The organism is Agrobacterium sp. 6Ca8 (genome assembly GCF_055382765.1).
The window spans coordinates 1,686,049-1,711,681 of the sequence record NZ_AP026434.1 but is presented as its reverse complement, the minus strand read 5'-3'; the positions used below and the strand labels follow the sequence as shown (position 1 = coordinate 1,711,681).

Here is a 25,633-nt window from a genome sequence, read left to right as displayed (position 1 = left end):
AGCACTGCTTATTCGGAAACGCTCAGGAAGCGGCTGAGGTGTTCGTTAGCAGCATTGTCTTCCCAACCCTTCACGCGGTTGGAAACCAGCCACAGGTCCGCCTGTGTGAGAAGCGGAGCAACCGGCTGTTCCTTCATGAGGATGGTTTCTGCCTCGTGCAACAGTTTGGAGCGCGCAGCAGGATCCTTTTCGTCATAGGACTTCTGCATCAGCGCATCATATTCGGCATTATTGAACTTCGAGTAGTTGAAGGTCTTGTTGGAGGATACCGAAAGGGCGAGGAAGTTTTCCGCATCCGCATAGTCGGCAACCCAGCCTGCACGCGCTACGTTGTACTTGCCGCCTTCCTGCAGGTAGCCGTAATGCGAGGCGACGTCGAGGTTCACCAGTGACACTTTGGCGCCAAAGGTATTTTTCCACATATCCGCAATAGCGGTGGCGACGCGCTCATGGTTCGGGTTGGTGTTGTAGCGAATTTCGACGGAAAGCGGCTTGCCGCCCTCGCCGTAACCGGCTTCCTTCATGAGTTTAACGGCTTCGTCTTCACGATCGAGTTGCGACAGCGTCGCAAACTCTGCTTTCGCAGGCTCACCGTAGGAGTCCATGCCCGGAGGAACCATGGAGTAGGCGGGAACCTGCGAACCGCTGTAGATTTCCTTGGCGAGAAAATCGCGGTCGACTGCCATGGACAGGGCTTGACGGACGCGGACATCATTATACGGCGCTTCACGCGTGTCGAAGGTATAGTAATAGGTCGCAAGCGTCGGCGAAACGTGAACCTGTTCGCCATAGGCCTTGCGCAGACGGTCGATCTGGTCCGCGGAAAAGTTGTAGGCGAGGTCCATTTCCTTGGCTTCGAAACGACGAACGGATGCGGCCTGGTCGTCGATCGGGTAGAAGATGACCTTGTCAATCTTGGTGTTCGATGCGTCCCAGAAGTTGGTGTTCTTGACCACCGTCAAGCTGTCATTGGGAACATGCGCTTCAAGCTTGTAAGCACCGTTCGAGACCATGACGCCCGGCTTTACGAAGTTGGTTCCGTTCTTGTCAAAGCTTGCCTTCGAGATCGGCAGAGCTGTCTGGTGGGCAAGGAGTTCAAGGAAGAACGGCGTTGAGCGCTCGAGTGTGATCTCAAGGGTCTTGTCATCCACGGCCTTGACGCCAAGCTGGTCAACCGAAGTTTCGCCCTTGTTTATCTTCTCGGCGTTCTTGATCGGATAGAGAATATTCGCATATTTTGCTGCGGTCTTCGGGTCTTCGACGCGCTGATAGGAGAAAACAAAATCTCCAGCCGTTACCGGAGTGCCATCCGACCACTTCGCATCTGCACGCAGTTTGAACGTGTAGACGGTACCATCCTCAGACAGCGTCCAGCTTTCCGCCGTACCGGGAACGATCTTGCCGGCAGCATCGTAAATGGTGAGACCTTCATAAAGGTCTTTGAGGATAAAGGCTTCGATATTGATCGAGGTCTGTGCCTGATCTAGCGTCTGAGGCTCCCCGGAATTGCCGCGGTGAAGAACTGTTTCTGCAAGTGCGGAACTTGCGCCAATCAGAAGCGATCCTACCAGCAGCGTGGCGCGAGTTGTTGTTTTTATCGACATAATTTCCCTCCCGTGAAGAGTGTGAGTCTACAAACAAGGCCAAATTGCTCCGAAGGGCAACCACAATAAATTGTGAGTTTATGCATACACCGTGACTGCTGATCGAACAGAATAAGGGCAAAGCCATGGCCCGCACGCTGGACATTGCCTCGCGTGACGCGACCTCCGGGACGGTTAAATCGATGCGGGAAGCCGTCGGCCCCATCGATATCCTCGTGAAAATACCGATGCCGCCAGCATCAAGCAGTGCTGAAACGGCGAGGATAATCTTCTCTTTCGAGTCCGGCTCGCGAAAGCGCGCAACCCGTCGAAAAGCAAAGCCCGAGTAAGTTTACGGCATCATACATGTCATCGTTTGCATATGCCGGGTAACACTTCATTTAGTAATTTTGTGAAATCTAAAATACGCAGGTTCCAAAGTTTCATCGGCGGGGCTGGTAGAACGAGTGGATCCAACGCGCCCAGCCTTTGGCGGCCCGGAGCGGATATCCGCTTGTCGCCCTATGAGGAGGGGCACAGCTACCCGCGATGTTCCATTGTTTGTTTCCCTGGCTTCCTGCGCGGACAGCTGGAGGAGCGCTTGCCCTGAGGCTATTCATGTCTTTCCTGAAGAATACCAAAATAAAAACAAAGGTCTTATTCGTCATATCAGTGATGAGTTTGATGTCGCTTTCCGGAATCAGCTACGTCAGCTTGCAGTATAAAAATACCGACAATGTTTACAGCGATTTCATCGCCAATGAGGCGCTTGCTGCGGTGCTGAACGCCCGAACCAGCGGCAATCTCAATGCACTCGGCATGCAGATGCTTCGCGCCAGCCTCAATGACTCGACCAGCAGTGATTTCGAGGCCGCTGTCAAAACATTCAAGGCCGACCGGAAGCAACTGGAAGAACGGCAGAATAAAATCATGCAGCTGGTGCCGGCCCGGACGGATGCCGCTCGTGATATCCTCAAGGGCGTTGCCGAGGTTGAGGAAATCGGCAATCAGGTCATCGCTCTCATGCAGGCGGGAAAAAATGCTGAAGCTCAGCAGATGGCGCTTAACGTCCTTCGAAAAATAACTGAAGTCTCACCGAAAATCAGCGCGGGGAACGAGCAACTGATCCAGGTGATGAACGATGGGAGAGAGCGCCTCACGGCCAGCACCAACACGACAATCTGGACCGCTCTGGTCAGCATAGCACTTGTTTCCCTGGCACTGATCGCGCTCGGCCTGCTTATTTCCTCGCGTGGCATTACCACCCCGATTGCGCGGCTTCGCGAGCGGATGGGGTCGTTGGCGGCAGGCGATACAGCCAGCGAAATCGAAGGTATGGACCGCAAGGATGAAGTCGGCCAGATGGCCGCTGCTGTTCAGGCATTTCGCGAGAACGCCATTGAGCGCCTCCGGCTTGAGAATGAAACGGAAAACCATCGGTCGTCTTCAGAGCAGGACCGGATAGAGCGCGAGAAACAGAAGGCGAAAGAAGCTGCCGACGTGCAATTCGCCGTCGACAACCTTGCTGCTGCCCTTTCGAAGATCGCTCAGGGCGACGTTACTTACCGGATCGCTCAGCCGTTCGTGTCCAGCCTTGACGGTATTCGCGGCGACTTCAACAGGGCAGCGGAACAGCTGCAATCGACTCTGAACCAGGTGGCGCAGAACGCGCGCGGCATCGACTCCGGCGCGAAAGAGATCAGGGCCGCAGCCGACGATCTGGCCAAGCGTACGGAACAGCAGGCAGCGGCCGTCGAGGAGACAGCTGCTGCACTGGAAGAGATCACCACGACGGTGAAAGACTCGACCAAACGGGCGCAAGAAGCGGGCCACTTTGTCAGTCGTGCAAAAGTGGGGGCGGAACAGTCGGGAGAAGTGGTGCAGAAAGCTGTCACGGCAATGGAGCAAATTGCTTCATCCGCTGATGAGATTTCCAACATTATCGGCGTGATCGACGAGATCGCTTTCCAGACCAACCTTCTGGCGCTGAATGCAGGCGTGGAAGCTGCCCGTGCCGGTGAGGCGGGCAAGGGATTTGCGGTTGTTGCCCAAGAGGTTCGCGAACTGGCACAGCGTTCCGCCGGTGCCGCCAAGGAGATCAAGAATCTCATTACGACATCGAACAGTCAGGTTCAGCAGGGTGTGCAACTGGTTGGCGAAACGGGCAGGGCACTCGAACTCATCGTCACGGAAGTACAGGAAATCAACCGTCACGTGATGGCGATCGCGGAATCGGCACAGGAGCAATCTTCTGGTCTCCAGCAGATCAATACGGCTGTGAACCAGATGGACCAGGACACCCAGAAGAACGCTGCCATGGTGGAAGAAAGCACGGCGGCAAGCCACGGGCTTGCACGCGAGGCTTCGTCGCTCAACCAACTGCTCGCTCGGTTCAAGTTGTCAGAAGGTGGTTACAGCGACATCTCCGCACCGGTTCGCGCAGCCTCGTCCGCCGACAGGCCTGCAGTTTCTCCTGCGCGTGCACTCGGCGGAAAGATTAAAGCTGCGTTCTCCGGCAATGCTGCCCTGAGCACATCGCCGGACAACTGGGAAGAGTTTTGATAAATGCGGGTCTTTCACGCCTGACGTCTGATGAGAGACTGAAAGCATTGTTTTAAACACTTGCACCGGCGATTGGACTCTGATCGCCGGTGTCTTGCCGATCGCAAATCGAATCCGTGACGATTTTTGATCGTATCTACCCCAAAAAGCGTCCGCTTTCGTGGAGAAGTGCCAGTTGATCATTCCGGTACTATTGGCGATTGCCCGCATCACCGACAACTTGCAACCGCATTGGTGGTTATAGCGGTTGTTCTGCGCAGTCGGATCGATATATCTAGGGCCTGGTTCGTCACTTTAATCTGCGGGTACATGGAAACTTCGCTTTATCTGCCCGTCAAAAGTTTCCTCGAGGAAGCGGGCTACACTGTCAAAGGCGAGGTTGGCAGTTGCGACCTCGTGGGCTTGAGCGATAACGATCCGCCTGTTGTCGTCATCTGCGAGCTGAAACTGAGCTTCAATTTGGAGCTTATTTTGCAGGCGGTTGATCGCGCGGCTATGGCAGACGAGGTCTGGATTGCGGCGCGGGTCTCAGCCAAGGGCAAGGGCCGCGAGGCTGACAAACGTTACCGCGACCTCTGCCGCAGGCTCGGGATCGGCATGCTCGGCATTTCCGATGTTGGCGACGTCAGCGTTATCGTCAGTTCCATATCACCGATGCCGCGAACCAACCCAAAACGGCGTTCGCGATTGATACGTGAACACAAGAGGCGACGCGGAGATCCGGCGGTGGGTGGAAGCACTCGCGCACCAATCATGACCGCGTACCGCCAACAGGCACTCGGCTGCGCTTTGGCGTTGGCATCAGGGCCCCTGCGCGTGCGTCAGGTCAGATCCGGCATACCGGATGCCGGAAAGATCTTGCTTGCAAACGTCTATGGCTGGTTTGAACGTCTGGATAGAGGCGTCTATGGCTTGACCCCTGCCGGACAGGAGGCGCTACTGCGATGGCCGCAACAAGAAACGCCGGCAACGATCGTCGTACCCAGCTGATTTCTATTCAGCAATAGAGCTTATTTGCCGCAGATTATGTAAAAACATGACTGCACACCTTGGAGTTGATTTCATTTCCTCTTGATTTACCTTGTGTATTTCCGATGATGTAATACGGACTTGATAAATAACCGACTCTGTACTCGATGAGTCGTGCAAATGAACATACTTGGCGCCAAACAGAAATTGCTGTATTTTATGTCTGTCCGGTCCGACAATCCGGACCTGCTGAAAGCGCAATATCGCGCTTTCACGCGGCAGATGCCGATGATGTATTTCATACTGATTTCAAGTACATGGGCGCTGGCCACTACACATCTGCAACTGGCGCCGTTTTGGCTCACCATTGGAATTCCCGCTTTTTTCACACTCGGCTGCACCGTCAGGGTTGCATTCTGGTGGAGAACCCGCGGTATCGATCCCCCGCCGAAGGTGGCCCATGCAGCGCTTCAGCGCACAAATCGCTTGGCAGCCGGTATCGCCATTATATTCACGCTCTGGTCTTTTTTGCTGGTGCCCTATGGGGACGCCTATACGCAGTCTCATGTCGCCTTCTACATGGCGATTACCGTTATCTCCTGCATCTTCTGTCTGATGTATGTGCGTTCGGCCGCCTTCATGGTCACGGCCATCGTCAACGGCGCCTTCATCATCTTCTTTTTGGCCTCAAGGCAACCGACATTCATCGCCATTGCCATCAATGTCCTTCTGGTCTGCGCTGGCATGATGTCCATCCTGTTGACCAACTACCGCAATTTCGAGCGCATGATTGTTTCGCAGCAGCGCACGGAAGCGCTGAACAATGAGAACCTGCTGCTTGCCAATATCGACAGCCTGACGGAACTGCCCAACCGCCGCGCCTTTTTCGCCCATCTCGAAGCCGAAATCGAAAAAGCAAGGGTGGCGGGAACGCGACTGGCGCTTGGCGTTATCGATCTTGATGGGTTCAAGCCGGTCAACGACCTTTACGGCCATTCCGTAGGCGACCGGCTGCTCGTCAACGTCAGCAAACGTCTCACCGAAACTCTGACGACCAGCAAGGCATTCCGCCTTGGGGGAGATGAGTTTGCGATCGTTGCCCCAATCATACCTGATGATGCGCAACTCGTCGTAAATGCGAACGTGATCTCGGAACGGTTGAGGGCGCCCTATCATCTGCCCGAGGGAACGGTGCATGTCGCTGCTTCCATGGGGATAGCCGTATTTCCGTGCCTCGCTTTGACGCTTGAGCAACTTTTCGACCGCGCGGACTATGCGTTGTATCACGCCAAGAAAACCCGGCGGGGCGATGCCGTCCTATTCGATGCGGAGCACGAAAAGCAGATCAATATCGAAGCCCGTATCGAACATCTGCTCAAGCAGAAAGAGATAGAAAATGAGCTTTCAGTCGTGTTCCAACCGATCGTCGACATACGCGATGGAAGAGCTGCGGGTTTTGAAGCACTGGCGCGCTGGCACAGCCCGGTCCTTGGGCATGTCCCGCCTGCCCAGTTCTTCGCCATTGCCGAGCGGGCCGGTATCGTCAGCTCGCTGACACGGCCTCTTCTTCGAGCCGCTCTCGTTTCCGCATCGGCATGGGAGCCATCCCTTAGACTATCCTTCAACCTCTCGGCCCATGACCTCAATTCCTGCGAAGGCGTGCTGTCATTGATCGGCATCATCGAAAACAGCGGCTTCGACGCAACACGTATTGACCTTGAAATTACCGAAACGGCCTTTGCGCATGATTTCGAACAGGTCAGGCAGTCGGTCGAAATGCTGCGGCGGCTCGGTTGCGGCATTTCGCTTGATGATTTCGGCACCGGTTATTCCAGCCTGACACGGCTGCACGCTCTGCCCCTCACCAAGATCAAGATTGACCGCAGCTTCGTCACGGATCTGCACGAAAAGCCAGCCAGCTACAAAATCGTGAAATCGCTGCTCACGCTCAGCCGCGACATGGGGCTGGAATGCGTGGTGGAAGGGGTCGAAACACGGGAGGAACTCGCGGCCCTTGAAGGTCTCGGTGCTACGCTGGTGCAGGGTTATATCTATGCGGCGCCACTACGAGAACAGGATGTCCGTGAGTTTCTTTCCAGACAGGAAAAAAAGCGCATGATCCTATCAGCCTAAAGTGGCCTGGGTTTTTCGGGCCCGATTTTCCGGCTGCGATGCCTGCCTGCTGATGTTGATCCGGGGAAGGACAGGAAAACAGGGCTCGGCTACTTCTATCGTGGCGTAGAAATGCGTGCTTTGAATAGACGTGTTTGCTTTGTATGCCCGGCAGGTTTTAGCGTCCGCCTTGTTTTCCGCGCAATCCAGGCGCAGTATAAGCTTCGTTGTGTTGGCAGCACGGCTCCCCGGTGTCAGAGAGGCACCGCCTCTTCTTCGTTGTCATTTAGTGAATGTTTGCGCTGACGGTGCCGTATTTCTTTGCGGTAATCACCGAGATGTCACCTGTTGCGTCACGAGCATGCAGGTTGACGGGCGATTGCGCTGCCATCAGTTGCACAACGCAGACTATCTGCATTTCTCCAGTGCCATTTCACGGCATCTGGTCGTTTCGCTCATGGATTTTCTTGGTGCCACTTGGACACGACACCGCATCTAGTCCTTAGGGATGTCTGGCTCAAACACCACTCCGATCGATAGGGGCTTTCGACCGAGAGACAGGAACGCAGCAGTCGCAATGTAGAATAAAACCGGCTCCACGCGGATCAAAGCCGCGCTGAAGCCTCGGATGAAAGGCAAGACCATGAATAGTTATAACGACCAAAGACGCCAGGCGCTCAGGATCGAAGTTTGGGAGAACGAAGGCGGGACTTCCGTCGCCGATACGCTTGACTCCCAATATGGAAGAAGGATCGAGAGGGATCAAACCTGGACCATATATCATGTATTCACCGGTGTGCCGGTACGGGTGGGTGGCCGCAGGCTGACTGAACTCAGCATATCGGAAGCAACCGATGGTATGCTTTCACTCAATCGTCGTAACGTTTTGCGAAGGGAAGAACGCAGCAGGTGTGAAGCATGACACTGGCTTTCCCCAACTCGGCCCGCAGTTTTGACGATGTGCGTAGAGCTGTGCGGTTTTTCGGCCATGACGGCATGTTCGAAATCCGGTTTTTTGTCGAAGCCGCTGCACTCGCCAAGGGCGGCGTGCATGCAACAGGCATGTCGGAAGCCCAATGCCTTTCGTCTTTTGACGCAATGCGCACGCCGATCTACGAGGCTGCCAAGAAGGTGTATGCCAAGTACCGGCGCAATCTGAACGTCCTGACGCCTTCCGACTTCGGCTAGAGCACATCCTGTTTAAACAAAATTGTCTGACGTGCTCTCGCTATTTGTTTTTACGCATTTTCCGGGCGTAAAACTGCTACGCACTTTAGGTGCGCGACCATTGCGGTATCATGGAATGGCGCGCGGGCCGGCGTCTGCGGTTGCGACGTCGCGAGCCAATGCATCATCGATTTCAGTTGGTGACACCTGAAGGAACTGGCGGCGGTTCATGGCGACAGCGATCGCGGGAATCTCTAGATGGGTTCCCACGCGGCGATACGCCGTGAAGCTGAGGCCCTCTATCAATTCCTCGTCTATGACCAGGCGATAAGTGCCCGCTCCCAAGGGTTCCGAAAGGGCCTCCAGACGGAACGGATGCGTGAATGTGATTTCGGTCTCTGTGGTTCTTTCGATCATGTCCAACACCGCTTTCCGTTGCGTTAAAACCTGCACAGTTACAGCCGGTTATCGCAACTACGCGCCGATCAGGATGTAAACGATCAGCGCCACACTTGCCGCAGACAAGACGTAGCCAGCCAGCGTTGCGAGATTCTGTTTTGTCGGTTGGTGGAATATGGAAGACATGGCGTCCTCCTTTGTCGGGGCCAGGGTATTCAACCCTTAAACAGCAGCGCCCGTACTACAGCTGCTGGAACAAACACAGTGGACCCGTTTCACTCGTTTAGCAATGAAACAATCCTGATAATCAGAGGTGCTGATCGAAGACACCTCTGTGTGAAGGCGAGGAGCGCCGTCACTCTTCCTGCGATGGCCTTTGTCCGTCGGAAGGCCGCAAAAGTCTCCGATATGCCAAAATTCGAATGCCTCACCAAATGATCTTGACAGGGGGCAAGTTTTGGATTTCCTTGTAAACCGGTTTAGTAAATCGCTTTACAAGCCTATCAAGAGGCCAAAGGCCCACGGGAACAGGAACGGGAAGAATGATGGCGCCAAATCGTGCGACCAGTCTGAAGGATGTTGCCCGCACCGCGGGTGTTTCCGTCGCCACGGTGTCGCGGCTGCTCAACGGCTCGCTGGAATTGCCTGCGGACACGAAGGCCCGCATCGAAGACGCCATTCGCCAGCTCAACTATGTTCCTAACCCGCATGCCCGGCGTCTGAGCCGTGGGCGCTCCGATACGATCGGTCTCGTCGTTCCCGATATCGGCAACCCGTTCTTCGGCATGCTGGTTGCAGCAGTGGAAGAGGAGGCAGACAGGCGCGGTCTTGCCGTATCGCTTTTCGCAACGTTGAACCGGCCGGGACGCGAACTGTCCTATCTGCGGCTTCTTGCCCGCAACCATGTCGACGGGCTGGTCTTCGTTACCAACCACCCCGATACGGACGAGCTTGCCGAGCTTATCAGCGCCACCGGCAAAGTCGTTGTGGTCGATGAAGACGTCAGTGGGGCATCCGTGCCGAAGCTGTTCTGTGATAATGAACAGGGTGGCCGCCTGGCCGGCGAACACCTTGCTGGATATGGCCACGAACGCGTGCTTTATGTCGGCGGCCCGGCAGAGATGCTCAGCACGCAGCGGCGTTTCCTTGGGTTGGAGGCAGCGTTGCGGACACATTGCGGCTCCGAGCCGTCGATCATGCGTTATTGCGGCGACTATACTGCGGAGTTCGGTCGCGAGGCGGCCTTGCGTTTTCTTTCCGAAGGCCGTCCCGCCACGGCAATTTTCGCCAGCTCTGACGAAATCGCCATCGGGATGATTGAAGTCTTGCGGGCGCAGGGTGTGCGCATTCCGCAGGACGTGTCGATGATCGGCTTCGACGATGTCGGCCCGCTGCATCTGTTCGATCCGCCGCTTACCGCCATTCGCCAGCCGGTCAGGGCCATTGGCCAGCGCGCCCTGTCGTTGCTCGCCGAAACCAATTGGGAACAGGAAACTCCGGCCCATCCGGAAGAGCTGCTTCCCGTAGAAATCGTCGTGCGGAGCTCCGTTGCGCCGCCGTCGAAACAATAATTGCGACGGACAAAACCAACAGAGGAAGAACGCAAATGACAATAATCAAACGCAGATATTTCTCCGCAGCCCTTGCCGCCACCGTTCTGGCCGGGGCGACGCTTTCCGCCGGCATTGCCGGTGCCGCGGAAAAGACGATAGCCCTGGTGCAGATCAACCAGCAGGCCATCTTTTTCAACGACATGAACAAGGGTGCGGAAAAGGCGGCAAAGGAAGCGGGCGTCAAGCTCGTCATCTTCAATGCCAATAACGATCCGGCTGCGCAAAACAGCGCCATCGAGACCTATATCCAGCAGAAGGTCGATGGGATCGCGGTCGTTGCCATTGATGTCAACGGCATCATGCCTGCGGTAAAGCAGGCCGCCGAAGCGAACATCCCAGTGGTCGCTATCGACGCAATATTGCCCGAAGGGCCTCAGAAGGCACAGATTGGCGTCGACAATGCCAAGGCTGGTGCCGACATGGGCAAGTTCTTCGTCGACTATGTGAAGTCAGACATGGGCGGCAAGGCCAAGATCGGCGTCGTCGGGGCCCTCAACTCATTCATACAGAATATCCGCCAGAAGGGCTTTGAGGACACGCTCAAGGATCAGCCCGGCATCACGGCGGCTGGCGTCGTTGACGGACAGAACGTGCAGGATACGGCTCTTTCCGCGGCGGAAAACCTCATAACTGGCAATCCGGATATGACCGCAATCTACGCAACGGGTGAACCGGCCCTTCTCGGCGCCGTCGCTGCCGTCGAAAGCCAGAGCAAGCAGAAGGACATCAAGGTCTTCGGCTGGGATCTGACCAAGCAGGCGATCGCTGGCATCGACGCCGGTTATGTCGCGGGTGTCATCCAGCAGGACCCGGCGGCCATGGGTGCTGCGGCCGTCAAGGCGCTGAAGACTGTTTCTGATGGTGGCAGTGTCGAAAAGACGATTGCCGTGCCCGTGACCATCGTTACCAAGGCCAATGTCGAGCCCTACCGGGCGGTCTTCAAATGATCGCCGGCGGACAGCACCCAACCGCTGTCACCGGCGCTGGGGGAGATATTCTCCCCCAGCATCTCTCCGGTGCGGCGCAAGAACCGCGCGTCTCGCTTCGCGGTATCGTAAAAACCTTCGGTTCACATCAGGCGCTGCGCGGCGTCGATCTCGACATCTATCCCGGTGAATGCCTGGGCCTTGTCGGTGACAACGCGGCTGGAAAATCGACGCTGACGAAGGTTATTTCCGGAACCTACATTCCAGATGAAGGATCCATTACGCTCGAAGGGGAAGAGGTCCGTTTCTCCGGTCCCGCCGATGCGCGCAATCGCAATATCGAGATGGTCTTTCAGGATTTGAGCCTCTGTGACCATATAGACGTGATCGGCAACCTGTTTCTTGGGCGCGAGATCACCAAGGGTCCGTTCCTCGACCGGCAGACGATGTTGGCCGAGGCCCGCAAGATGCTCGACGCGCTGGAAATCCGTATTCCAAGGTTGACGGCCAAGGTGGAAAAACTCTCCGGCGGACAGCGGCAGGCAATCGCAATCGCCCGTGCCGCGTCCTTCAATCCCAAGGTCCTGATCATGGACGAACCCACTTCGGCGCTTGCCGTGGCAGAGGTGGAGGCCGTTCTGGCGTTGATCAACCGGGTCAAGGCCAAGGGCGTGTCCGTCATCCTCATCACTCATCGTCTTCAGGATCTGTTCCGCGTGTGTGATCGCATCGCCGTCATGTACGAGGGAACGAAGGTCGCCGAACGGCAGATCAACGAAACCAGCCTCGAAGACCTCGTCAAACTGATCGTGGGAGGTCGCCATTGACCGTCTACACTGAACGCGCCAAGGGCTCACCCGTCGCCGATTTCATCGCCGAAAACGCGCAGGTCTTGTCCATAACGGCCTTTTTCATCGCCTGCATGCTGTTCTTTGCCGTAAGCACGGATACGTTCCTAACGGCAGGCAACCTGCTGAACGTCGTGCGTCAGGCCGCTCCCATCCTCATCGTTTCCGTCGCCATGACGCTTGTCATCATCACCGGCGGCATCGACCTGTCGGTCGGCTCCATGGTTGCGCTGATCAACGCCGTCGGTGCCATCCTCATGGCGGCGGGCTATCCCTGGCCTCTGGTGCTGGTCGCCATGCTCATGCTCGGAGCCGTGCTTGGTCTCTTGCAGGGCTGGTTCATTGCCTATCAGGGCATTCCGGCCTTCATCGTTACGCTCGCAGGCTTGTCCATCCTTCGAGGGGTCGCACTCTATATCACCCAAGGGTATTCGGTGCCTATTCCGGATGCGCCCGGCTTCTTTTTTCTCGGTCGCGGAGACCTGTTCGGTTTCCCGGTGCCGGCGCTGATCGGTATCCTCATCACTGTCGTGGCCTATGTGGTCATTTCGTCCACCCGCTACGGACGCCGGGTCGTGGCGGTAGGCTCCAATCTGGAGGCTGCGCGTCGTGTGGGTATGCCGGCAAAATGGATCCTTGCATCGGTCTATCTGGTGGCAGGCGTGGCATCCGCAATCGCTGGGCTGCTGATCGCGTCACGCCTCGGCTCGGGTTCCTCAAATGCTGCTGTCGGCTTTGAGCTGCAAGTCGTGGCAGCGGTTGTGCTTGGCGGTACATCGTTGATGGGCGGACGCGGAACCATTCTCGGCTCCGTGCTTGGCACCATGACCATTGCCGTGATCGGCAACGGGCTGATCCTGATGCATATTTCGCCCTTTTTCACACAGATTGTCACGGGCGCGATCATTCTTGCCGCTATCTGGCTCAACACACGCATCTTCACCACCAACTTCCGCTTGGGTTCCAGAAAAAAGGGTTGAGGCCATGGTGGATGAACTCTCGAAAGGCCATATTCGCTCCGGCAATTTCATGACGGTTGCCGGTCCCGTCCCGGTGGAAAAGCTCGGCGTGACGTTGATGCACGAGCATATTCTCAACGATTGCCGCTGCTGGTGGCACGCCCCGAAAACGCCTGAGCGGCAATATCTGGCAGAGGGCTTGGTCTGCCAGGAAATCCTCGGCGAACTTCGCCAGGATCCCTTCGTCAACAAGCACAACATCACGCTGGATGATGAGCCGCTTGCGATTAAAGAACTGCATGAATTCGCCGCTCAGGGCGGCCATACGGTGGTGGAGCCGACCTGCCAGGGTATCGGCAGAAATCCGCTTGCCCTCAGGCGGATATCCGAGGCGACCGGGCTCAACATCGTGATGGGGGCGGGTTATTATCTGGCCTCCTCTCATCCTGAGAAAGTGGCAGCGCTCGGCATCGACGACATCGCCAATGAAATCGTTCACGAGGCGCTTCAGGGCGTCGACGGAACCGGCGTGAAAATCGGTCTGATCGGAGAGATCGGTGTGTCCTCGGACTTCACCCCCGAGGAGCAAAAATCGCTGCGGGGTGCGGCGAGGGCGCAGGCCCGTACAGGTTTGCCCCTCATGGTGCATCTTCCGGGCTGGTTAAGGCTGGGTCATAGGGTTCTCGATGTAGTCGAGCAGGAAGGCGCGGATGTCAGTCACACCGTTCTGTGTCACATGAACCCGTCGCATGATGACCTTGGCTATCAGGGAGAACTTGCCGGCCGCGGTGCCTTCATCGAATACGACATGATCGGCATGGATTTCTTCTATGCCGATCAGCAGGTCCAATGCCCGAGTGACGACGAAGCGGCCAAAGCCATCGTCCAGCTGGTGGAGCGCGGATATCTGGACCGCATCCTGCTTTCCCACGATGTTTTCCTGAAGATGATGCTGACGCGGTATGGCGGCAATGGTTACGCCTATATCCTCAAGCATTTCCTGCCGCGATTGAAGCGGCATGGTCTGGATGACCTCACCTTGCAAATCCTCATGCGGGATAACCCGCGCTCGGTCTTCCAGGCGAAGACGTGACGAACCCATAGAAATGGAACGAAAAATGACAAAGAAAATACTTCTCGTGGGCGAAAGCTGGGTCAGCTCCGCCACTCACTACAAGGGCTTCGACCAGTTCGGCAGCGTCACCTTTCACTTGGGCGCGGAACCTCTGGTAAAGGCGCTCGAAGGTAGTGAATACGAGCTGACCTACCTGACGGCTCATGATGCTGTCGAGAAACTTCCCTTCGATATGGCGGGGCTGGATGCGTATGACGCGATCATCCTCTCTGACATCGGTGCCAATTCGCTGCTTTTGCCGCCTGCGGTTTGGCTGCACTCGAAAACCGTTCCAAACCGTCTGAAGCTTCTCAAGGCATGGGTCGAAAAGGGTGGCGGCCTGCTGATGGTTGGCGGATATTTCTCGTTCCAGGGTATCGATGGCAAGGCCCGGTGGCGTCGCACCCCCGTGGAAGATACGCTTCCCGTGACCTGCCTGCCATGGGATGACCGCGTTGAAATTCCAGAAGGATCGACGGCCGACATTCTGATGCCGGATCATCCCACCGTTGCAGGTCTTTCCGGCGAATGGCCGCTTCTCCTCGGTGTCAATGAGGTAGAGGTGCGCGAGCGCGCGGATGTGGACGTGGTCGCCCGCCTGCCTGCCGAGCAGGGCGGTCATCCGCTTCTGGTCACCGGCGTTTTTGGCCAGGGTCGGACAGCGGCGTGGACATCCGACATTGGTCCGCACTGGCTCTCTCCCGCCTTCTGCGAATGGCAGGGCTACGGCCGTTTGTGGAAAAACATTCTGGGCTGGCTGACAGAAGCTCGCTGAGCGCGGCGGCATGTATCGGTGGAGAGGATCGTCAGTTGGACAAAATATCCGCGAGCTCAAGGATATCGGGAAAGGCTGAAAGCGTGCCCCGACGACTGACGGTCAGCGCAGATGCCTTTGCGCCATGCCTCAACGCCCGTTCATCCACACTGACGTTTCTCAACGCGGCGGAGGCCAGCGTGACGGCCATGAAGCAATCGCCAGCACCCGTCGTATCGACAACGCCAGTTTTTTCGGCGGGCACGGTCAGGCATTGGTTTGTCGTGCCCAGCATCGAACCCTCGCCGCCAAGGGTGAGGATGACCTGGCGGACACCGGCTGAAATGAGCAATTTTATCGCTGTCGAGCCGGTATCCCCGGTCAGGGCGGCCGCTTCGCCGCGGTTGAGGAAAGCGATGTCCGTGAGCGGCCAGAGACTTTCAAACCAGGGTTGGAGAGGTGAAGGATTGAATGCGGTGATCATTCCCGTTGCCTTTGCCTGCGACAGTGCGAGACGGGTGGTTGTTTCACCCAGATTGCCTTGCACGACGAGAAGGTCGCCGGGGCTGGCTGTACCAAGGGTTCCGGCCACGTCTTCCGGGGTCAGGGATTGTGCGCAGGCAGTGGTCGTTACGATGCTGTTTTCACCATCGGGCGTATTGAAGATGATGGAGAGATCGCTGGTCTGCCCATCCATGCCAATGAGGTCGGCGGTCAGAGGTTCGGTTGCAAGGCGGGCGCGGATGGTCGCAGACCTGTCATCTGTACCTACAGCAGCAGTCAATGTGGTATCGAGCCCGCATCGAGCCATGACAATGGCTTGATTGCAGCCTTTTCCGCCAAGATCGCGGAAGGCCTGCCGGCCGAAAATCGAAGCCCCGGCTTCCGGCAGGGCGGAAACGGAATAGGTTTCGTCGAGCGCGATATTGCCGATGACGAAGGCACGCATGAAAAACTTTCGAGAGGACAAGGCATGCAGATCATATCCGACAATAGGGCGAACGCCATCCAGGAAATCTTTGGTCGTGACAAGGCCTTGATCGGCATGGTGCATTGCCCACCGTTTCCCGGAGCACCGAGGTATCGTGGCGCGGCCATGGATGCCATCTACGACGTCTGCATGCGCGATGCCGAGGCTTTGATCGAAGGCGGTATGCATGGTCTTCTCGTTGAAAACCATGGCGATATTCCCTTTTCCAAGCCGGAGGATATCGGTCATGAGACAGCTGCCTTCATGAGCGTGGTGACTGACCGGGTCGCGCGGGCGACTGGCGTGCCGCTCGGTATCAACGTGCTTGCCAATGCGCCGATCCCGGCTTTCGCCATTGCCATGGCGGGCGGAGCGAAATTCATCCGCGTCAACCAGTGGGCCAATGCCTATGTCGCCAACGAGGGTTTCATGGAAGGGCGTGCGGCGGAAGCGATGCGTTATCGATCCCTGCTCAGGGCCGAGCACATAAAGGTTTTCGCCGACAGCCACGTTAAGCATGGCGCGCATGCGATCACGGGTGATCGTAGCATCGATGAGCTGACCCGCGACCTTGCTTTCTTTGATGCGGATGCGGTGATCGCTACTGGCCAGCGAACCGGTAACAGCGCAACGATGGCGGAAATCGAAGAGATCGGGCAGGCCACACATCTTCCGCTTCTGGTCGGTTCTGGTGTTGGGGAAGCCAATATCGTTGAAATCCTGAAGCGCACCAGCGGTGTCATCGTCGCTTCGTCGCTAAAACAGGGCGGTGTCTGGTGGAACCCTGTCGAGCCTGCCCGTGTGCGATCGTTTGTTGAGGCGGCGCAGCCAGGGCTTTCGGGTTGAGGGCAAACGGGGAAATGATGATGACGCAAACTCTTTCGATCAACGGGCAGCGACTTATCGATCGACTCGACCGGTTTGCGCAAATAGGCGCGACGGCAAAGGGTGGCGTAAACCGCCAGGCCTTGACCGGCCTCGACCGGCAGGCGCGGCAATTGCTGACGGAGCTAGCGCTGCAGCGCGGCTTCAAAGTCTTTCAGGACCCGATTGCCAATCTGTTCATTCGCCGCGAGGGGCGCAACCCGGATCTGTCGCCGCTGCTTATCGGAAGTCATCTCGACAGTCAGCCCACAGGCGGTCGTTTTGACGGTGCGCTCGGCACGCTCGCAGCTTTTGAGGTTCTGGAAACACTCGAGGATTGCGGGGTGGAAACCGAGCGGCCGGTGGAGGTCGTATCGTTCACGAATGAAGAGGGCTGCCGCTTCGCGCCGGGCTGCATGGGCTCCATGGCTTTTGCCGCCGGTTCAATTCCAAGCGCCTGGGAGACCATGCGCGCGACTGACGGTGCGCTTTTCGCAGATGAACTCTCCGCCACGCTGGAAAGTCTCCCGGTTGCCGCGATGCGGCCTCTGGGCACGCCGGTTTTCGCTTATCTCGAGGTCCATATCGAGCAAGGCCCTTCATTGGAAAAAGAGGGCTTACCGATCGGCATCGTCACCGGCATACAGGGAACGCGCTGGCTGGAGGTGATTATCGAAGGGCAGACCGCCCACGCTGGAACAACGGCGCTGCAATATCGGCATGACCCCATGCAAGCCACGGCCAACGCGCTTGCTGAACTCTATCGCGACATCATGCCGGCCGATCCGGCCGCGCGTTTCACGATTGGCCGAATGGCCCTTGAACCCGGCGCGGTGAACGCGATCCCGGCAACGGTGCGCTTCACGATCGATTTTAGACACCCTTCGCTGACAACAATCGGCGTCATGGAGCAGACAATCCGCATGGCGATCCAGCAGGCAGCGGCGGACACAGGCTGCTCGGCGACTATTTCCCAGATTTTCGACATGCCGCCGGCAAGTTTTCCGGATGAATTACTTGCCGTATTGGATCAGGCCGCACAAGAGCGGGGCTTTGCAACAAAGAGAATGCTCTCCGGCGCATTCCACGATGCGCTTTTTATGAACCGCGTCGCGCCATCGGCCATGATTTTCGTACCCTGCCGGGATGGTCTAAGTCACAATGAGGCTGAATATGTGGAGCAGGAGCATAGTATTGCGGGTGGCAACATGCTCTTGGCTTCGCTTCTCCAGCTGTTAGCGCCGACGGCAGCGTCGTAAATCGAATGTTTGCTGGGCGCTTTCGCCCCTTCGTAGGGTTGCTCCGTTTGCAGATCACTGCGCGCTGGCCGATCGCGAGTGTAATTCGGTTGAGAAAAAGCCGAAATGAATCAGCGCTGTAGCAAGCGATCGTATGAAACTGCCTTTTGCTTGAAACTTTCCTCCTGTCGCTCTCGTCACTTGTGCTGTTCCCCGAGACGGGAACGACAGGCCTTCAGAGGCGCGCTTCCGCGCCGAGGCGATTAGGGAAGAGGAATATTCAATGTTCAAGTCCGCAATCCGTACGCTCGCCCTTGCGACGGCAATCTCGACTCTTGCTTCGGGTGCCTTTGCTGAAAATCCAAAGGTCGGCGGTGCAGCAATGTACGAAAACAAGAACATCATCGAGAATGCCGTCAACTCGAAGGATCACACCACGCTGGTCGCCGCCGTCAAGGCTGCCGGTCTCGTAGAAACCCTTCAGGGCAAGGGACCGTTCACGGTCTTTGCTCCGACCAATGAGGCCTTTGCCAAATTGCCGAAGGGTACAGTCGAAACTCTGCTGAAGCCGGAAAACAAGGCGCAGCTGACCAAGATCCTGACCTGTCATGTCGTGGCGGCCGATGCCATGTCCAGCGCCATCGAGAAGATGATCAAGGATGACAACGGCACCCATGATGTGAAGACGGTCGGCGGCTGCATCCTCAAGGCGAAGGAAAGCATGGGCAAAATTACCCTGACCGACGAAGCGGGTGGTGTTGCGCATGTGACGATCGCCGACGTCAAGCAGTCGAACGGCGTCATTCATGTCATCGACAAGGTTCTGCTTCCGAAGATGTGATTGCTCTTATCTTCTGCATGCCTGATCCGGCCACCTCCTCGGTGGCCGGATTTTTTTGTGCTCGACGTTGCTTCTATCGGTGAGGCAATGGTTTGCCGGCATCGCGTACGGCAGGCCGCGGGGAGGAATGCCGGGCGCATCCCTGAGGGCACGACGGCAGACGGCATGCCTGCCCGCATGTTCTCCTGTCCCGTTATCGAAAACAGAAACAGAGTGCGCTATCTTGCCTTCCGGCCCTGGTTGACGTACTCGAAATCGATAGGACCCTGGGCCGATTAACAATAGTGTTTCGTGGCGCTGCGTTTCGGCGCCATACACCTCATGACGTTGGGATTGCGATGAACCTTTACTTGGATTACCTGGCTGAGATCGAAAGCAGAAAAACTCAAGGGCTCGCTCCCAAGCCGATCGACGATGGCGGATTAACCGGCGAAATCATTGCCTTGATCAGGGATACCGGTAGCGAATATCGCGCGGATGCCCTCAAATTCTTCATTTACAACACCTTGCCAGGCACCACGAGCGCTGCCGGCGTCAAGGCCGCCTTTCTGAAGCAGATCATTCTGGGCGAAACTGTCGTTCCGGAGATCACGCCCACTTTCGCCCTCGAACTGCTGTCGCATATGAAGGGTGGCCCCTCCATCGAAGCGCTGCTCGACATCGCCCTTGGCGATGATGCCGGGCTTGCCCAGCAGGCAGGCGAAGTGCTGAAGACGCAGGTCTTCCTCTATGACGCTGACATGTTCCGGCTACGTGATGCCTTCAAGGCGGGCAATACCGTCGCGAAGGGCGTTCTTGAGAGCTATGCCAAGGCTGAGTTCTTCACCAAGCTTCCCGATGTCGAGGATGAGATCAAGGTCGTGACCTTCATCGCCGCCGAAGGCGATATCTCTACCGATCTTCTGTCCCCTGGCAACCAGGCGCATTCGCGCTCCGACCGGCAGCTGCACGGCCAGTGTATGATCACGCCGGAAGCGCAGGCGGAAATCGTCGCGCTGCAGAAGCAGCATCCCGACAAGCGGGTGATGATGATCGCCGAAAAGGGCACGATGGGCGTCGGCTCGTCGCGCATGTCGGGCGTCAACAACGTGGCGCTGTGGACCGGCAAGCAGGCTAGCCCCTATGTGCCCTTCGTCAACTTCGCCCCGATCGTTGCGGGCACCAACGGCATTTCCCCGATCTTCGCCACCACTGTCGACGTCACGGGCGGCATCGGCATCAACCTGAAGAACTGGGTGAAGAAGCTCGGCGAAGACGGCAAGCCCATCCTCAACAATGACGGCAATCCGGTTCTGGAGCAGAAATATTCGGTTGAGACCGGCACCGTTTTGAAGATCGACGCCAAGAACTACAAGCTTCGTGACGAGAACGGCACGGAACTGGTCGATCTCTCCTCCTCCTTCACACCGCAGAAGATGGAATTCATGAAGGCGGGCAGCTCCTATGCCATCGTCTTCGGCAAGAAGCTCCAGACATTTGCGGCTGAAACGCTTGGCGTCGAGGCCACCCCGGTCTTTGCGCCCAACAAGGAAATCTCCATCGAAGGCCAGGGCCTCACGGCCGTCGAGAAAATCTTCAACCGCAATGCCGTTGGCGTCACGCCCGGCAAGGTGCTGCATGCCGGCTCCGACGTGCGCGTGAAGGTCAACATCGTCGGCTCGCAGGACACGACCGGTCTGATGACGGCGCAGGAACTTGAGGCGATGGCGGCGACCGTCATTTCGCCGCTGGTGGATGGTGCGTACCAGTCGGGTTGCCACACGGCCTCCGTCTGGGACAAGAAGGCGCAGGCGAACATTCCGAAGCTCATGTCCTTCATGAACAACTTCGGCGTCATCACTGCCCGCGACCCCAAGGGCGTCTATCATTCGATGACGGACGTGATCCACAAGGTGCTGAACGACATCACCGTGGACGACTGGGCGATCATCATCGGCGGCGACAGCCACACCCGCATGTCCAAGGGCGTGGCCTTCGGTGCCGACTCGGGCACTGTGGCGCTGGCACTGGCGACGGGCGAGGCGACCATGCCGATCCCGCAATCCGTCAAGGTCACCTTCAAGGGCAAGATGCAGCCGCATATGGACTTCCGCGATGTTGTCCATGCGACGCAGGCGCAGATGCTGAAGCAGCATGGCGACAACGTTTTCCAGGGCCGCATCATTGAAGTCCATATCGGCACGCTGCTCGCCGATCAGGCCTTCACCTTTACCGACTGGACGGCCGAGATGAAGGCCAAGGCGTCGATCTGTATCTCTGAAGACGAGACGCTGATCGAGTCGCTGGAAATCGCCAAGTCGCGTATCCAGATCATGATCGACAAGGGCATGGATAATGCCGCCCAGACACTGAAGGGCCTGATCGCCAAGGCAGATCAGCGTATTGCCGAAATCCGCTCGGGCGAAAAGCCCGCTCTGGCCCCTGACGACAATGCGAAATATTTCGCTGAAGTCGTCGTGGATCTGGACGTGATCGACGAACCGATGATCGCCGACCCCGACGTCAACAACACCGATGTCTCCCGGCGCTACACCCATGACACGATCCGTCCGGTGTCCTATTACGGCGGCACCAAGAAGGTCGATCTGGGCTTCGTCGGTTCGTGCATGGTGCATAAGGGCGACATAAAGATCGTCGCCCAGATGCTGAAGAACATCGAGAAGGCCGAAGGCAAGGTCGAGTTCAAGGCGCCGCTCGTGGTCGCGGCACCGACCTATAACATCATCGACGAGCTGAAGGCGGAAGGGGATTGGGAAATCCTGCAGAAATATTCCGGCTTCGAGTTCGATGATCTCAAGCCGAAGACTGCCAACCGGACGGAATACGAGAACATCCTCTATCTGGAGCGCCCGGGCTGCAACCTTTGCATGGGCAACCAGGAGAAGGCGGAGAAGGGTGATACTGTTCTGGCAACCTCGACCCGTCTCTTCCAGGGCCGCGTTGTTGAGGACACTGCCGAGAAGAAGGGTGAATCGCTGCTGGCCTCGACCCCTGTCGTGGTGCTGTCGGCAATCCTTGGCCGCACACCGAGCGCTGAGGAATACAAGGCCGCCGTGGTAGGTATCGATCTGACCAAGTTCGCACCGCCGAAAGCCGCTTCAATCGATTCCCTGTCTGTCCAATACTAAAGTATTTCCGGGCGTAGGACTTTTACGTCCGGAAAAACGTTTGAAAACAAAGATATAGAGCGCGTCCACCGAATTCAGTTGAAACCGGACGCGCTCTAGGGTTGAAATTACCCGTCAAATTCTTGGCAAAACGCCACAATCACGCGAAAAAACGCCGGCACATAACTTATGATTAATACGCCTGCGGCAGAATAGGAATGATAATTACTTTCGATTAAATATCTATCCGGCAAGAAGCGGCGAGTATGTCTGAAATACGCTCATTTATTGCGGACGATCTCGTGTCCGTGGCTGACATGTTTCACCGTTTTTTGCGGAAGAAAGATGGGGCCGCGACAGATGATCTGACGTCATATTTGCGCGCCGTCTTTCTCGAAAATTCAAACATAAATCCGGATATTCACTCCAAGGTCTATGTGCGTGACGATGGGCGCGTGTCTGGATTTCTGGGTGTGTTGCCCGTGGCAATGGAACTTAATGGCCGGAACATACAGGCCGCTGTCTGCTCTTCCTTTGTCGCTGAAGACCGTGAGACCGATCCCTTTGCCGGAGCGCGTTTGCTGCGCGAAGTTTTGGGTGGACCTCAGGAGCTGACATTCGGGGAGACGATCAACGACGTTTCCGCCGATATGTGGAAGACGATGCGCGGCCAGCTGCTCGCCTCCTACAGTCTCGATTGGCTGCGGATTTTACGCCCGGCTTCATTCGGGCTGGAAATAGCCGCTGATCGTTTCTCCAGCACTTTCCGCGCGCTGACGCCGTTCAGCAAGATCATCGATCGCACCATTTCGGCGCGTGGCCATGGGCGAGCATTATCCTATTACGCATCACATCCGGACAAGGTGGACAGCTTTACCGACGACGACGCGAGCGATACCGAATTCGCGCGTCTGGCACGGGAACTCGTCGGCCACTTTCCGCTCCATCCCGTTTGGACCGAGGAAAGCCTGTTGCACATGCTCCAACACGCCAAACGCAAACGTCTGCACGGCGAACCAGTCCAACGGATTGTGAGGGCCCGCGGCGGCAGGGCGGTGGGGCTTTTTCTTTACCATGGCAATCCAACGGGCATCGGCCGGACGCTGCAGATCATGGCCGTGCCCGGGCAGGAGCAGATCGTGATCGACCGGCTGATCCGCAATGCCTATGATCGTGGTCTCGCGGCCATCAGGGGCCGCACCCAGCCGGCACTGCTGCGGGCGATGCTCGGCAAGAAATGCACGTTTCTGCATGCGTCATCCACCATCGTGCATTCGCGCAATGCGGACCTCCTCAAGGCAGCGACGGATGGAACGGCATTTTTCAACGGCTTTTGCGGTGAAAGCTGGACGCGCCTCATCGGTGACAGCTTTGGTCAGGCGGTCGAGTAATGTGCGGAATTGCTGGATTTTATCGACACGACATGCCGGCCGAGCGCGCAAACGAGCGCCTTGCGCTGATGGCGTCGCGTCTTAAGCATCGTGGTCCAGATGCGCATGGAGCCCTGCTGCGCGGCGATGTCGGCCTTGCCCACGCACGGCTGGCGATTGTGGGCATTGCCGATGGCACGCAGCCGATGCGCACCGTCGAAGACGATCTTGCCATTTCCTTCAACGGCGAAATCTTCAATCACGTCGAACTGCGCGAAACGCTGTCCGCGCGCGGCCACCATTTCCGTACCCACTCCGACACCGAAGTCATCCTGCATGACTATCGCGACAAGGGGCTGGATTGCCTCAACGAATTCAACGGCGATTTTGCCTTCGCCCTGCACGACGCCCGCAACGACACACTGGTGCTTGCTCGTGACCGGATGGGTGTCCGGCCGCTTTATTATACGTGGCATGAAGGTACGTTTTATTTCGCATCCGAGATCGGGGCGCTTCTGGCGTTGCCGGGAATGACGGCCGAGATCGATCCGGTAGCGCTGGATCAGATATTTACCTTCTGGTTCCCGTTGCCGCCGCGCACCGCCTTTCGCGGCATTCACGAATTGCCGCCCGGTCATCTGATGATCCTGCGCGATGGCGCGTCCACGGTACGGCGCTGGTGGCAGCTTTCCTATCCTGACGGCAAGGACGCAGCACCGCCGGCAAGCCTTGGCGCGCAGGTGGAAGAGCTGACGGCGCTTCTGGCCGACGCAACGCGGATCAGGCTTCGCGCCGATGTGCCTGTCGGCTCCTATCTGTCCGGCGGGCTCGATTCCTCCCTCGTTTCTGCCCTGGCTGCCGAAAGCGTTAGCCGAGGCCTGCGCACATTTTCGCTGGCCTTCGAAAGTGCGGAGCACGACGAAAGTATCTGGCAGAAAACAATGAGCCAGCATCTTGGCGTCGCATCCGAAACCACGGAGTGCTCAACTGCGGACATAGCGCAATACATGCCTGAGGTCATGGAGCACGTGCAGACGCCCATTCTTCGCACAGCACCGGTGCCGCTTTACCTGCTTTCCCGGCATGTGCGCGAACGGGGCATGAAGGTGGTGCTGACCGGTGAAGGTGCTGATGAGCTGTTCGCTGGCTACGATATTTTCCGCGAAGCGCGGGTACGGCGCTTTTGCAGCCGCCAGCCGCAATCGGCTCGCCGGCCGAAACTGTTCCAGCGGCTTTATCCCTACCTTCCGGGGCTGAAACAGCAGACGCCGGATTATCTGGCACGCTTCTTCTCCTTCGGCGCAGAAGCCACCGACGAACCGCTGTTTTCCCATCGGCCGCGCTTGCGCTCTACGGCGGCGGCGAAAATCTTCTTTTCAGCGGAATTGAAAGCGCAGCTTGGCGACTACGACGCTGCGGCCGATCTTGCCGCGCAGTTGCCGGAGGATTTCCGCCGCTGGCATCCGCTTCATCAGGCGCAGTACCTCGAGACAGCATTTCTCTTGCCCGGCTATATTCTGTCCAGTCAGGGAGACCGGGTCATGATGGCAAATGGAGTGGAAGGCCGGTTTCCGTTCCTCGATCCCCGTGTGGTAGACTTTGCCGCAGCGCTCCATCCCGAGGCGAAACTGCGCGGTCTGAAGGAAAAGTATATCCTCAAACAGGCTGCAGCCGAGCTGGTGCCCGATGCGATCTTAAACCGACCCAAGCAGCCCTATCGCGCGCCCGACGCAGAAGCCTTCGCGGATGCCGGCTATCTCGAAACCGTACTTTCTACCGGTCAAGTGAGGACCACCGGCCTGTTCAATGCCCAGGCGGTGGAAAAGCTGACAACCAAGGTGCGGCAAAAACAGGCGACCGGCTTTCGCGACAACGCCGCCTTCGTCGGCATACTCTCGACCCAGCTTCTGCATGCTGCCACGACCCAGAATTCCACAATGTCATCGCAAAAAATCGAAGGAAGCTCCAAATGACCAATGAAAGCACCGGCATGAAAGCCGAAATTCGCGGTTTCATCATCGAAAACTTTCTGTTCGGTGACGAAAGCCGGCCGTTTGGCGATGATCTTTCGTTGATCGACAATGACATGGTCGATTCCACGGGAATTCTCGAATTGGTGAGCTTCATCGAGGAACGCTACGGCGTCCGCGTTGCCGACGGCGATATCGTACCGGCCAATCTCGATACGATCGACAACATCGCCGCCTTCATCGGTCGCAAGCAGACCGCCTGAAATT

At 57.3% G+C, this 25,633-nt stretch carries 21 protein-coding genes; 18 read left to right on the top strand and 3 right to left on the bottom strand.

The window, feature by feature from the left end; all coding sequences use genetic code 11:
• Positions 1–8: 8 nt before the first annotated feature.
• On the bottom strand, positions 9–1,604 hold the full coding sequence (locus tag ACZ5A6_RS21935) for a peptide ABC transporter substrate-binding protein (protein ID WP_003518320.1): 1,596 nt from the start codon (positions 1,602–1,604) through the stop codon (positions 9–11).
• A 597-nt stretch (positions 1,605–2,201) separates the two neighbouring features.
• On the opposite strand from ACZ5A6_RS21935, the gene ACZ5A6_RS21930 reads away from it, so the two are divergent.
• From ACZ5A6_RS21930 to ACZ5A6_RS21910, 5 genes are all read left to right on the top strand, one after another.
• The gene (locus tag ACZ5A6_RS21930; RefSeq protein WP_112682743.1) at positions 2,202–4,145 is read left to right on the top strand and encodes a methyl-accepting chemotaxis protein; all 1,944 of its coding nucleotides are present in this window, start codon (positions 2,202–2,204) and stop codon (positions 4,143–4,145) included.
• 309 nt (positions 4,146–4,454) lie between these two features.
• Entirely contained in the window at positions 4,455–5,135 is a 681-nt protein-coding gene (locus tag ACZ5A6_RS21925) for a DUF2161 domain-containing phosphodiesterase (RefSeq protein WP_112682744.1), read from the top strand.
• Between the two features lie 159 nt (positions 5,136–5,294).
• Positions 5,295–7,247 carry a putative bifunctional diguanylate cyclase/phosphodiesterase gene (locus tag ACZ5A6_RS21920; protein ID WP_162693354.1) on the top strand — a complete coding sequence of 651 codons (1,953 nt, stop codon included), beginning with the start codon at positions 5,295–5,297 and terminating at the stop codon, positions 7,245–7,247.
• Between the two features lie 607 nt (positions 7,248–7,854).
• Positions 7,855–8,148: a hypothetical protein gene (locus tag ACZ5A6_RS21915; RefSeq protein WP_111800146.1), complete on the top strand. Its 294-nt coding sequence runs from the start codon at positions 7,855–7,857 to the stop codon at positions 8,146–8,148.
• A complete protein-coding gene (locus ACZ5A6_RS21910) occupies positions 8,145–8,414 on the top strand; it encodes a DUF1488 family protein (protein ID WP_111804685.1) in 270 nt (89 codons plus the stop codon). Before ACZ5A6_RS21915 ends, ACZ5A6_RS21910 begins: the two co-directional genes overlap by 4 nt.
• A 108-nt stretch (positions 8,415–8,522) precedes the next feature.
• Here ACZ5A6_RS21910 and ACZ5A6_RS21905 read toward each other — a convergent pair whose 3' ends face one another.
• Positions 8,523–8,810: a hypothetical protein gene (locus ACZ5A6_RS21905; RefSeq protein ID WP_112292331.1), complete on the bottom strand. Its 288-nt coding sequence runs from the start codon at positions 8,808–8,810 to the stop codon at positions 8,523–8,525.
• Between the two features lie 527 nt (positions 8,811–9,337).
• Here ACZ5A6_RS21905 and ACZ5A6_RS21900 point away from each other — a divergent pair.
• From ACZ5A6_RS21900 to ACZ5A6_RS21875, 6 genes are read left to right on the top strand one after another with little or no spacing between them, the layout of a single operon-like run.
• Positions 9,338–10,363 carry a LacI family DNA-binding transcriptional regulator gene (locus tag ACZ5A6_RS21900; RefSeq protein ID WP_013762211.1) on the top strand — a complete coding sequence of 342 codons (1,026 nt, stop codon included), beginning with the start codon at positions 9,338–9,340 and terminating at the stop codon, positions 10,361–10,363.
• Between the two features lie 35 nt (positions 10,364–10,398).
• Positions 10,399–11,352 carry an ABC transporter substrate-binding protein gene (locus ACZ5A6_RS21895; protein ID WP_019566852.1) on the top strand — a complete coding sequence of 318 codons (954 nt, stop codon included), beginning with the start codon at positions 10,399–10,401 and terminating at the stop codon, positions 11,350–11,352.
• The gene (locus tag ACZ5A6_RS21890; RefSeq protein WP_013762213.1) at positions 11,349–12,158 is read left to right on the top strand and encodes an ATP-binding cassette domain-containing protein; all 810 of its coding nucleotides are present in this window, start codon (positions 11,349–11,351) and stop codon (positions 12,156–12,158) included. The genes ACZ5A6_RS21895 and ACZ5A6_RS21890 overlap by 4 nt, the downstream gene beginning before the upstream one ends.
• Positions 12,155–13,159 (top strand): ABC transporter permease, encoded by a 1,005-nt coding sequence (locus ACZ5A6_RS21885; protein ID WP_003518264.1) that lies wholly within the window; start codon positions 12,155–12,157, stop codon positions 13,157–13,159. Before ACZ5A6_RS21890 ends, ACZ5A6_RS21885 begins: the two co-directional genes overlap by 4 nt.
• A 4-nt stretch (positions 13,160–13,163) precedes the next feature.
• Positions 13,164–14,231 carry a phosphotriesterase family protein gene (locus ACZ5A6_RS21880; RefSeq protein ID WP_076845324.1) on the top strand — a complete coding sequence of 356 codons (1,068 nt, stop codon included), beginning with the start codon at positions 13,164–13,166 and terminating at the stop codon, positions 14,229–14,231.
• A gap of 25 nt (positions 14,232–14,256) precedes the next feature.
• On the top strand, positions 14,257–15,027 hold the full coding sequence (locus tag ACZ5A6_RS21875) for a glutamine amidotransferase (RefSeq protein WP_003518260.1): 771 nt from the start codon (positions 14,257–14,259) through the stop codon (positions 15,025–15,027).
• A gap of 31 nt (positions 15,028–15,058) precedes the next feature.
• Here the strand turns inward: ACZ5A6_RS21875 and ACZ5A6_RS21870 are convergent, their stop codons facing one another.
• The gene (locus tag ACZ5A6_RS21870; protein ID WP_013762216.1) at positions 15,059–15,955 is read right to left on the bottom strand and encodes a ribokinase; all 897 of its coding nucleotides are present in this window, start codon (positions 15,953–15,955) and stop codon (positions 15,059–15,061) included.
• A gap of 24 nt (positions 15,956–15,979) precedes the next feature.
• Here ACZ5A6_RS21870 and ACZ5A6_RS21865 point away from each other — a divergent pair, with 24 nt between their 5' ends.
• The 7 genes from ACZ5A6_RS21865 to ACZ5A6_RS21835 all read left to right on the top strand — a co-directional run bounded on the left by ACZ5A6_RS21865 (position 15,980) and on the right by ACZ5A6_RS21835 (position 25,629).
• On the top strand, positions 15,980–16,822 hold the full coding sequence (locus ACZ5A6_RS21865) for a BtpA/SgcQ family protein (protein WP_038494808.1): 843 nt from the start codon (positions 15,980–15,982) through the stop codon (positions 16,820–16,822).
• A gap of 20 nt (positions 16,823–16,842) precedes the next feature.
• Positions 16,843–18,099: a Zn-dependent hydrolase gene (locus tag ACZ5A6_RS21860; protein WP_112682794.1), complete on the top strand. Its 1,257-nt coding sequence runs from the start codon at positions 16,843–16,845 to the stop codon at positions 18,097–18,099.
• Positions 18,100–18,361: 262 nt separating this feature from the next.
• The gene (locus ACZ5A6_RS21855; protein ID WP_003518253.1) at positions 18,362–18,919 is read left to right on the top strand and encodes a fasciclin domain-containing protein; all 558 of its coding nucleotides are present in this window, start codon (positions 18,362–18,364) and stop codon (positions 18,917–18,919) included.
• Between the two features lie 338 nt (positions 18,920–19,257).
• Positions 19,258–22,047, top strand: a complete 2,790-nt coding sequence (locus tag ACZ5A6_RS21850) for a bifunctional aconitate hydratase 2/2-methylisocitrate dehydratase (protein WP_464111406.1) — start codon at positions 19,258–19,260, stop codon at positions 22,045–22,047.
• Between the two features lie 434 nt (positions 22,048–22,481).
• Entirely contained in the window at positions 22,482–23,417 is a 936-nt protein-coding gene (locus ACZ5A6_RS21845) for a hypothetical protein (protein WP_233284966.1), read from the top strand.
• On the top strand, positions 23,417–25,369 hold the full coding sequence (gene asnB / locus ACZ5A6_RS21840; protein WP_112959892.1) for an asparagine synthase (glutamine-hydrolyzing): 1,953 nt from the start codon (positions 23,417–23,419) through the stop codon (positions 25,367–25,369). Before ACZ5A6_RS21845 ends, asnB begins: the two co-directional genes overlap by 1 nt.
• A complete protein-coding gene (locus tag ACZ5A6_RS21835; protein ID WP_003518245.1) occupies positions 25,366–25,629 on the top strand; it encodes an acyl carrier protein in 264 nt (87 codons plus the stop codon). The genes asnB and ACZ5A6_RS21835 overlap by 4 nt, the downstream gene beginning before the upstream one ends.
• Positions 25,630–25,633 lie beyond the last annotated feature (4 nt).

What these genes read in the sequence shown, in the direction of transcription:
- ACZ5A6_RS21935 (WP_003518320.1), bottom strand. Translation starts at nt 1,604, where the DNA reads ATGTCGATAAAAACAACAACTCGCGCCACGCTGCTGGTAGGATCGCTT.
- ACZ5A6_RS21930 (WP_112682743.1), top strand. Translation starts at nt 2,202, where the DNA reads ATGTCTTTCCTGAAGAATACCAAAATAAAAACAAAGGTCTTATTCGTC.
- ACZ5A6_RS21925 (WP_112682744.1), top strand. Translation starts at nt 4,455, where the DNA reads ATGGAAACTTCGCTTTATCTGCCCGTCAAAAGTTTCCTCGAGGAAGCG.
- ACZ5A6_RS21920 (WP_162693354.1), top strand. Translation starts at nt 5,295, where the DNA reads ATGAACATACTTGGCGCCAAACAGAAATTGCTGTATTTTATGTCTGTC.
- ACZ5A6_RS21915 (WP_111800146.1), top strand. Translation starts at nt 7,855, where the DNA reads ATGAAAGGCAAGACCATGAATAGTTATAACGACCAAAGACGCCAGGCG.
- ACZ5A6_RS21910 (WP_111804685.1), top strand. Translation starts at nt 8,145, where the DNA reads ATGACACTGGCTTTCCCCAACTCGGCCCGCAGTTTTGACGATGTGCGT.
- ACZ5A6_RS21905 (WP_112292331.1), bottom strand. Translation starts at nt 8,810, where the DNA reads ATGATCGAAAGAACCACAGAGACCGAAATCACATTCACGCATCCGTTC.
- ACZ5A6_RS21900 (WP_013762211.1), top strand. Translation starts at nt 9,338, where the DNA reads ATGGCGCCAAATCGTGCGACCAGTCTGAAGGATGTTGCCCGCACCGCG.
- ACZ5A6_RS21895 (WP_019566852.1), top strand. Translation starts at nt 10,399, where the DNA reads ATGACAATAATCAAACGCAGATATTTCTCCGCAGCCCTTGCCGCCACC.
- ACZ5A6_RS21890 (WP_013762213.1), top strand. Translation starts at nt 11,349, where the DNA reads ATGATCGCCGGCGGACAGCACCCAACCGCTGTCACCGGCGCTGGGGGA.
- ACZ5A6_RS21880 (WP_076845324.1), top strand. Translation starts at nt 13,164, where the DNA reads ATGGTGGATGAACTCTCGAAAGGCCATATTCGCTCCGGCAATTTCATG.
- ACZ5A6_RS21875 (WP_003518260.1), top strand. Translation starts at nt 14,257, where the DNA reads ATGACAAAGAAAATACTTCTCGTGGGCGAAAGCTGGGTCAGCTCCGCC.
- ACZ5A6_RS21870 (WP_013762216.1), bottom strand. Translation starts at nt 15,955, where the DNA reads ATGCGTGCCTTCGTCATCGGCAATATCGCGCTCGACGAAACCTATTCC.
- ACZ5A6_RS21865 (WP_038494808.1), top strand. Translation starts at nt 15,980, where the DNA reads ATGCAGATCATATCCGACAATAGGGCGAACGCCATCCAGGAAATCTTT.
- ACZ5A6_RS21860 (WP_112682794.1), top strand. Translation starts at nt 16,843, where the DNA reads ATGACGCAAACTCTTTCGATCAACGGGCAGCGACTTATCGATCGACTC.
- ACZ5A6_RS21855 (WP_003518253.1), top strand. Translation starts at nt 18,362, where the DNA reads ATGTTCAAGTCCGCAATCCGTACGCTCGCCCTTGCGACGGCAATCTCG.
- ACZ5A6_RS21850 (WP_464111406.1), top strand. Translation starts at nt 19,258, where the DNA reads ATGAACCTTTACTTGGATTACCTGGCTGAGATCGAAAGCAGAAAAACT.
- asnB (WP_112959892.1), top strand. Translation starts at nt 23,417, where the DNA reads ATGTGCGGAATTGCTGGATTTTATCGACACGACATGCCGGCCGAGCGC.
- ACZ5A6_RS21835 (WP_003518245.1), top strand. Translation starts at nt 25,366, where the DNA reads ATGACCAATGAAAGCACCGGCATGAAAGCCGAAATTCGCGGTTTCATC.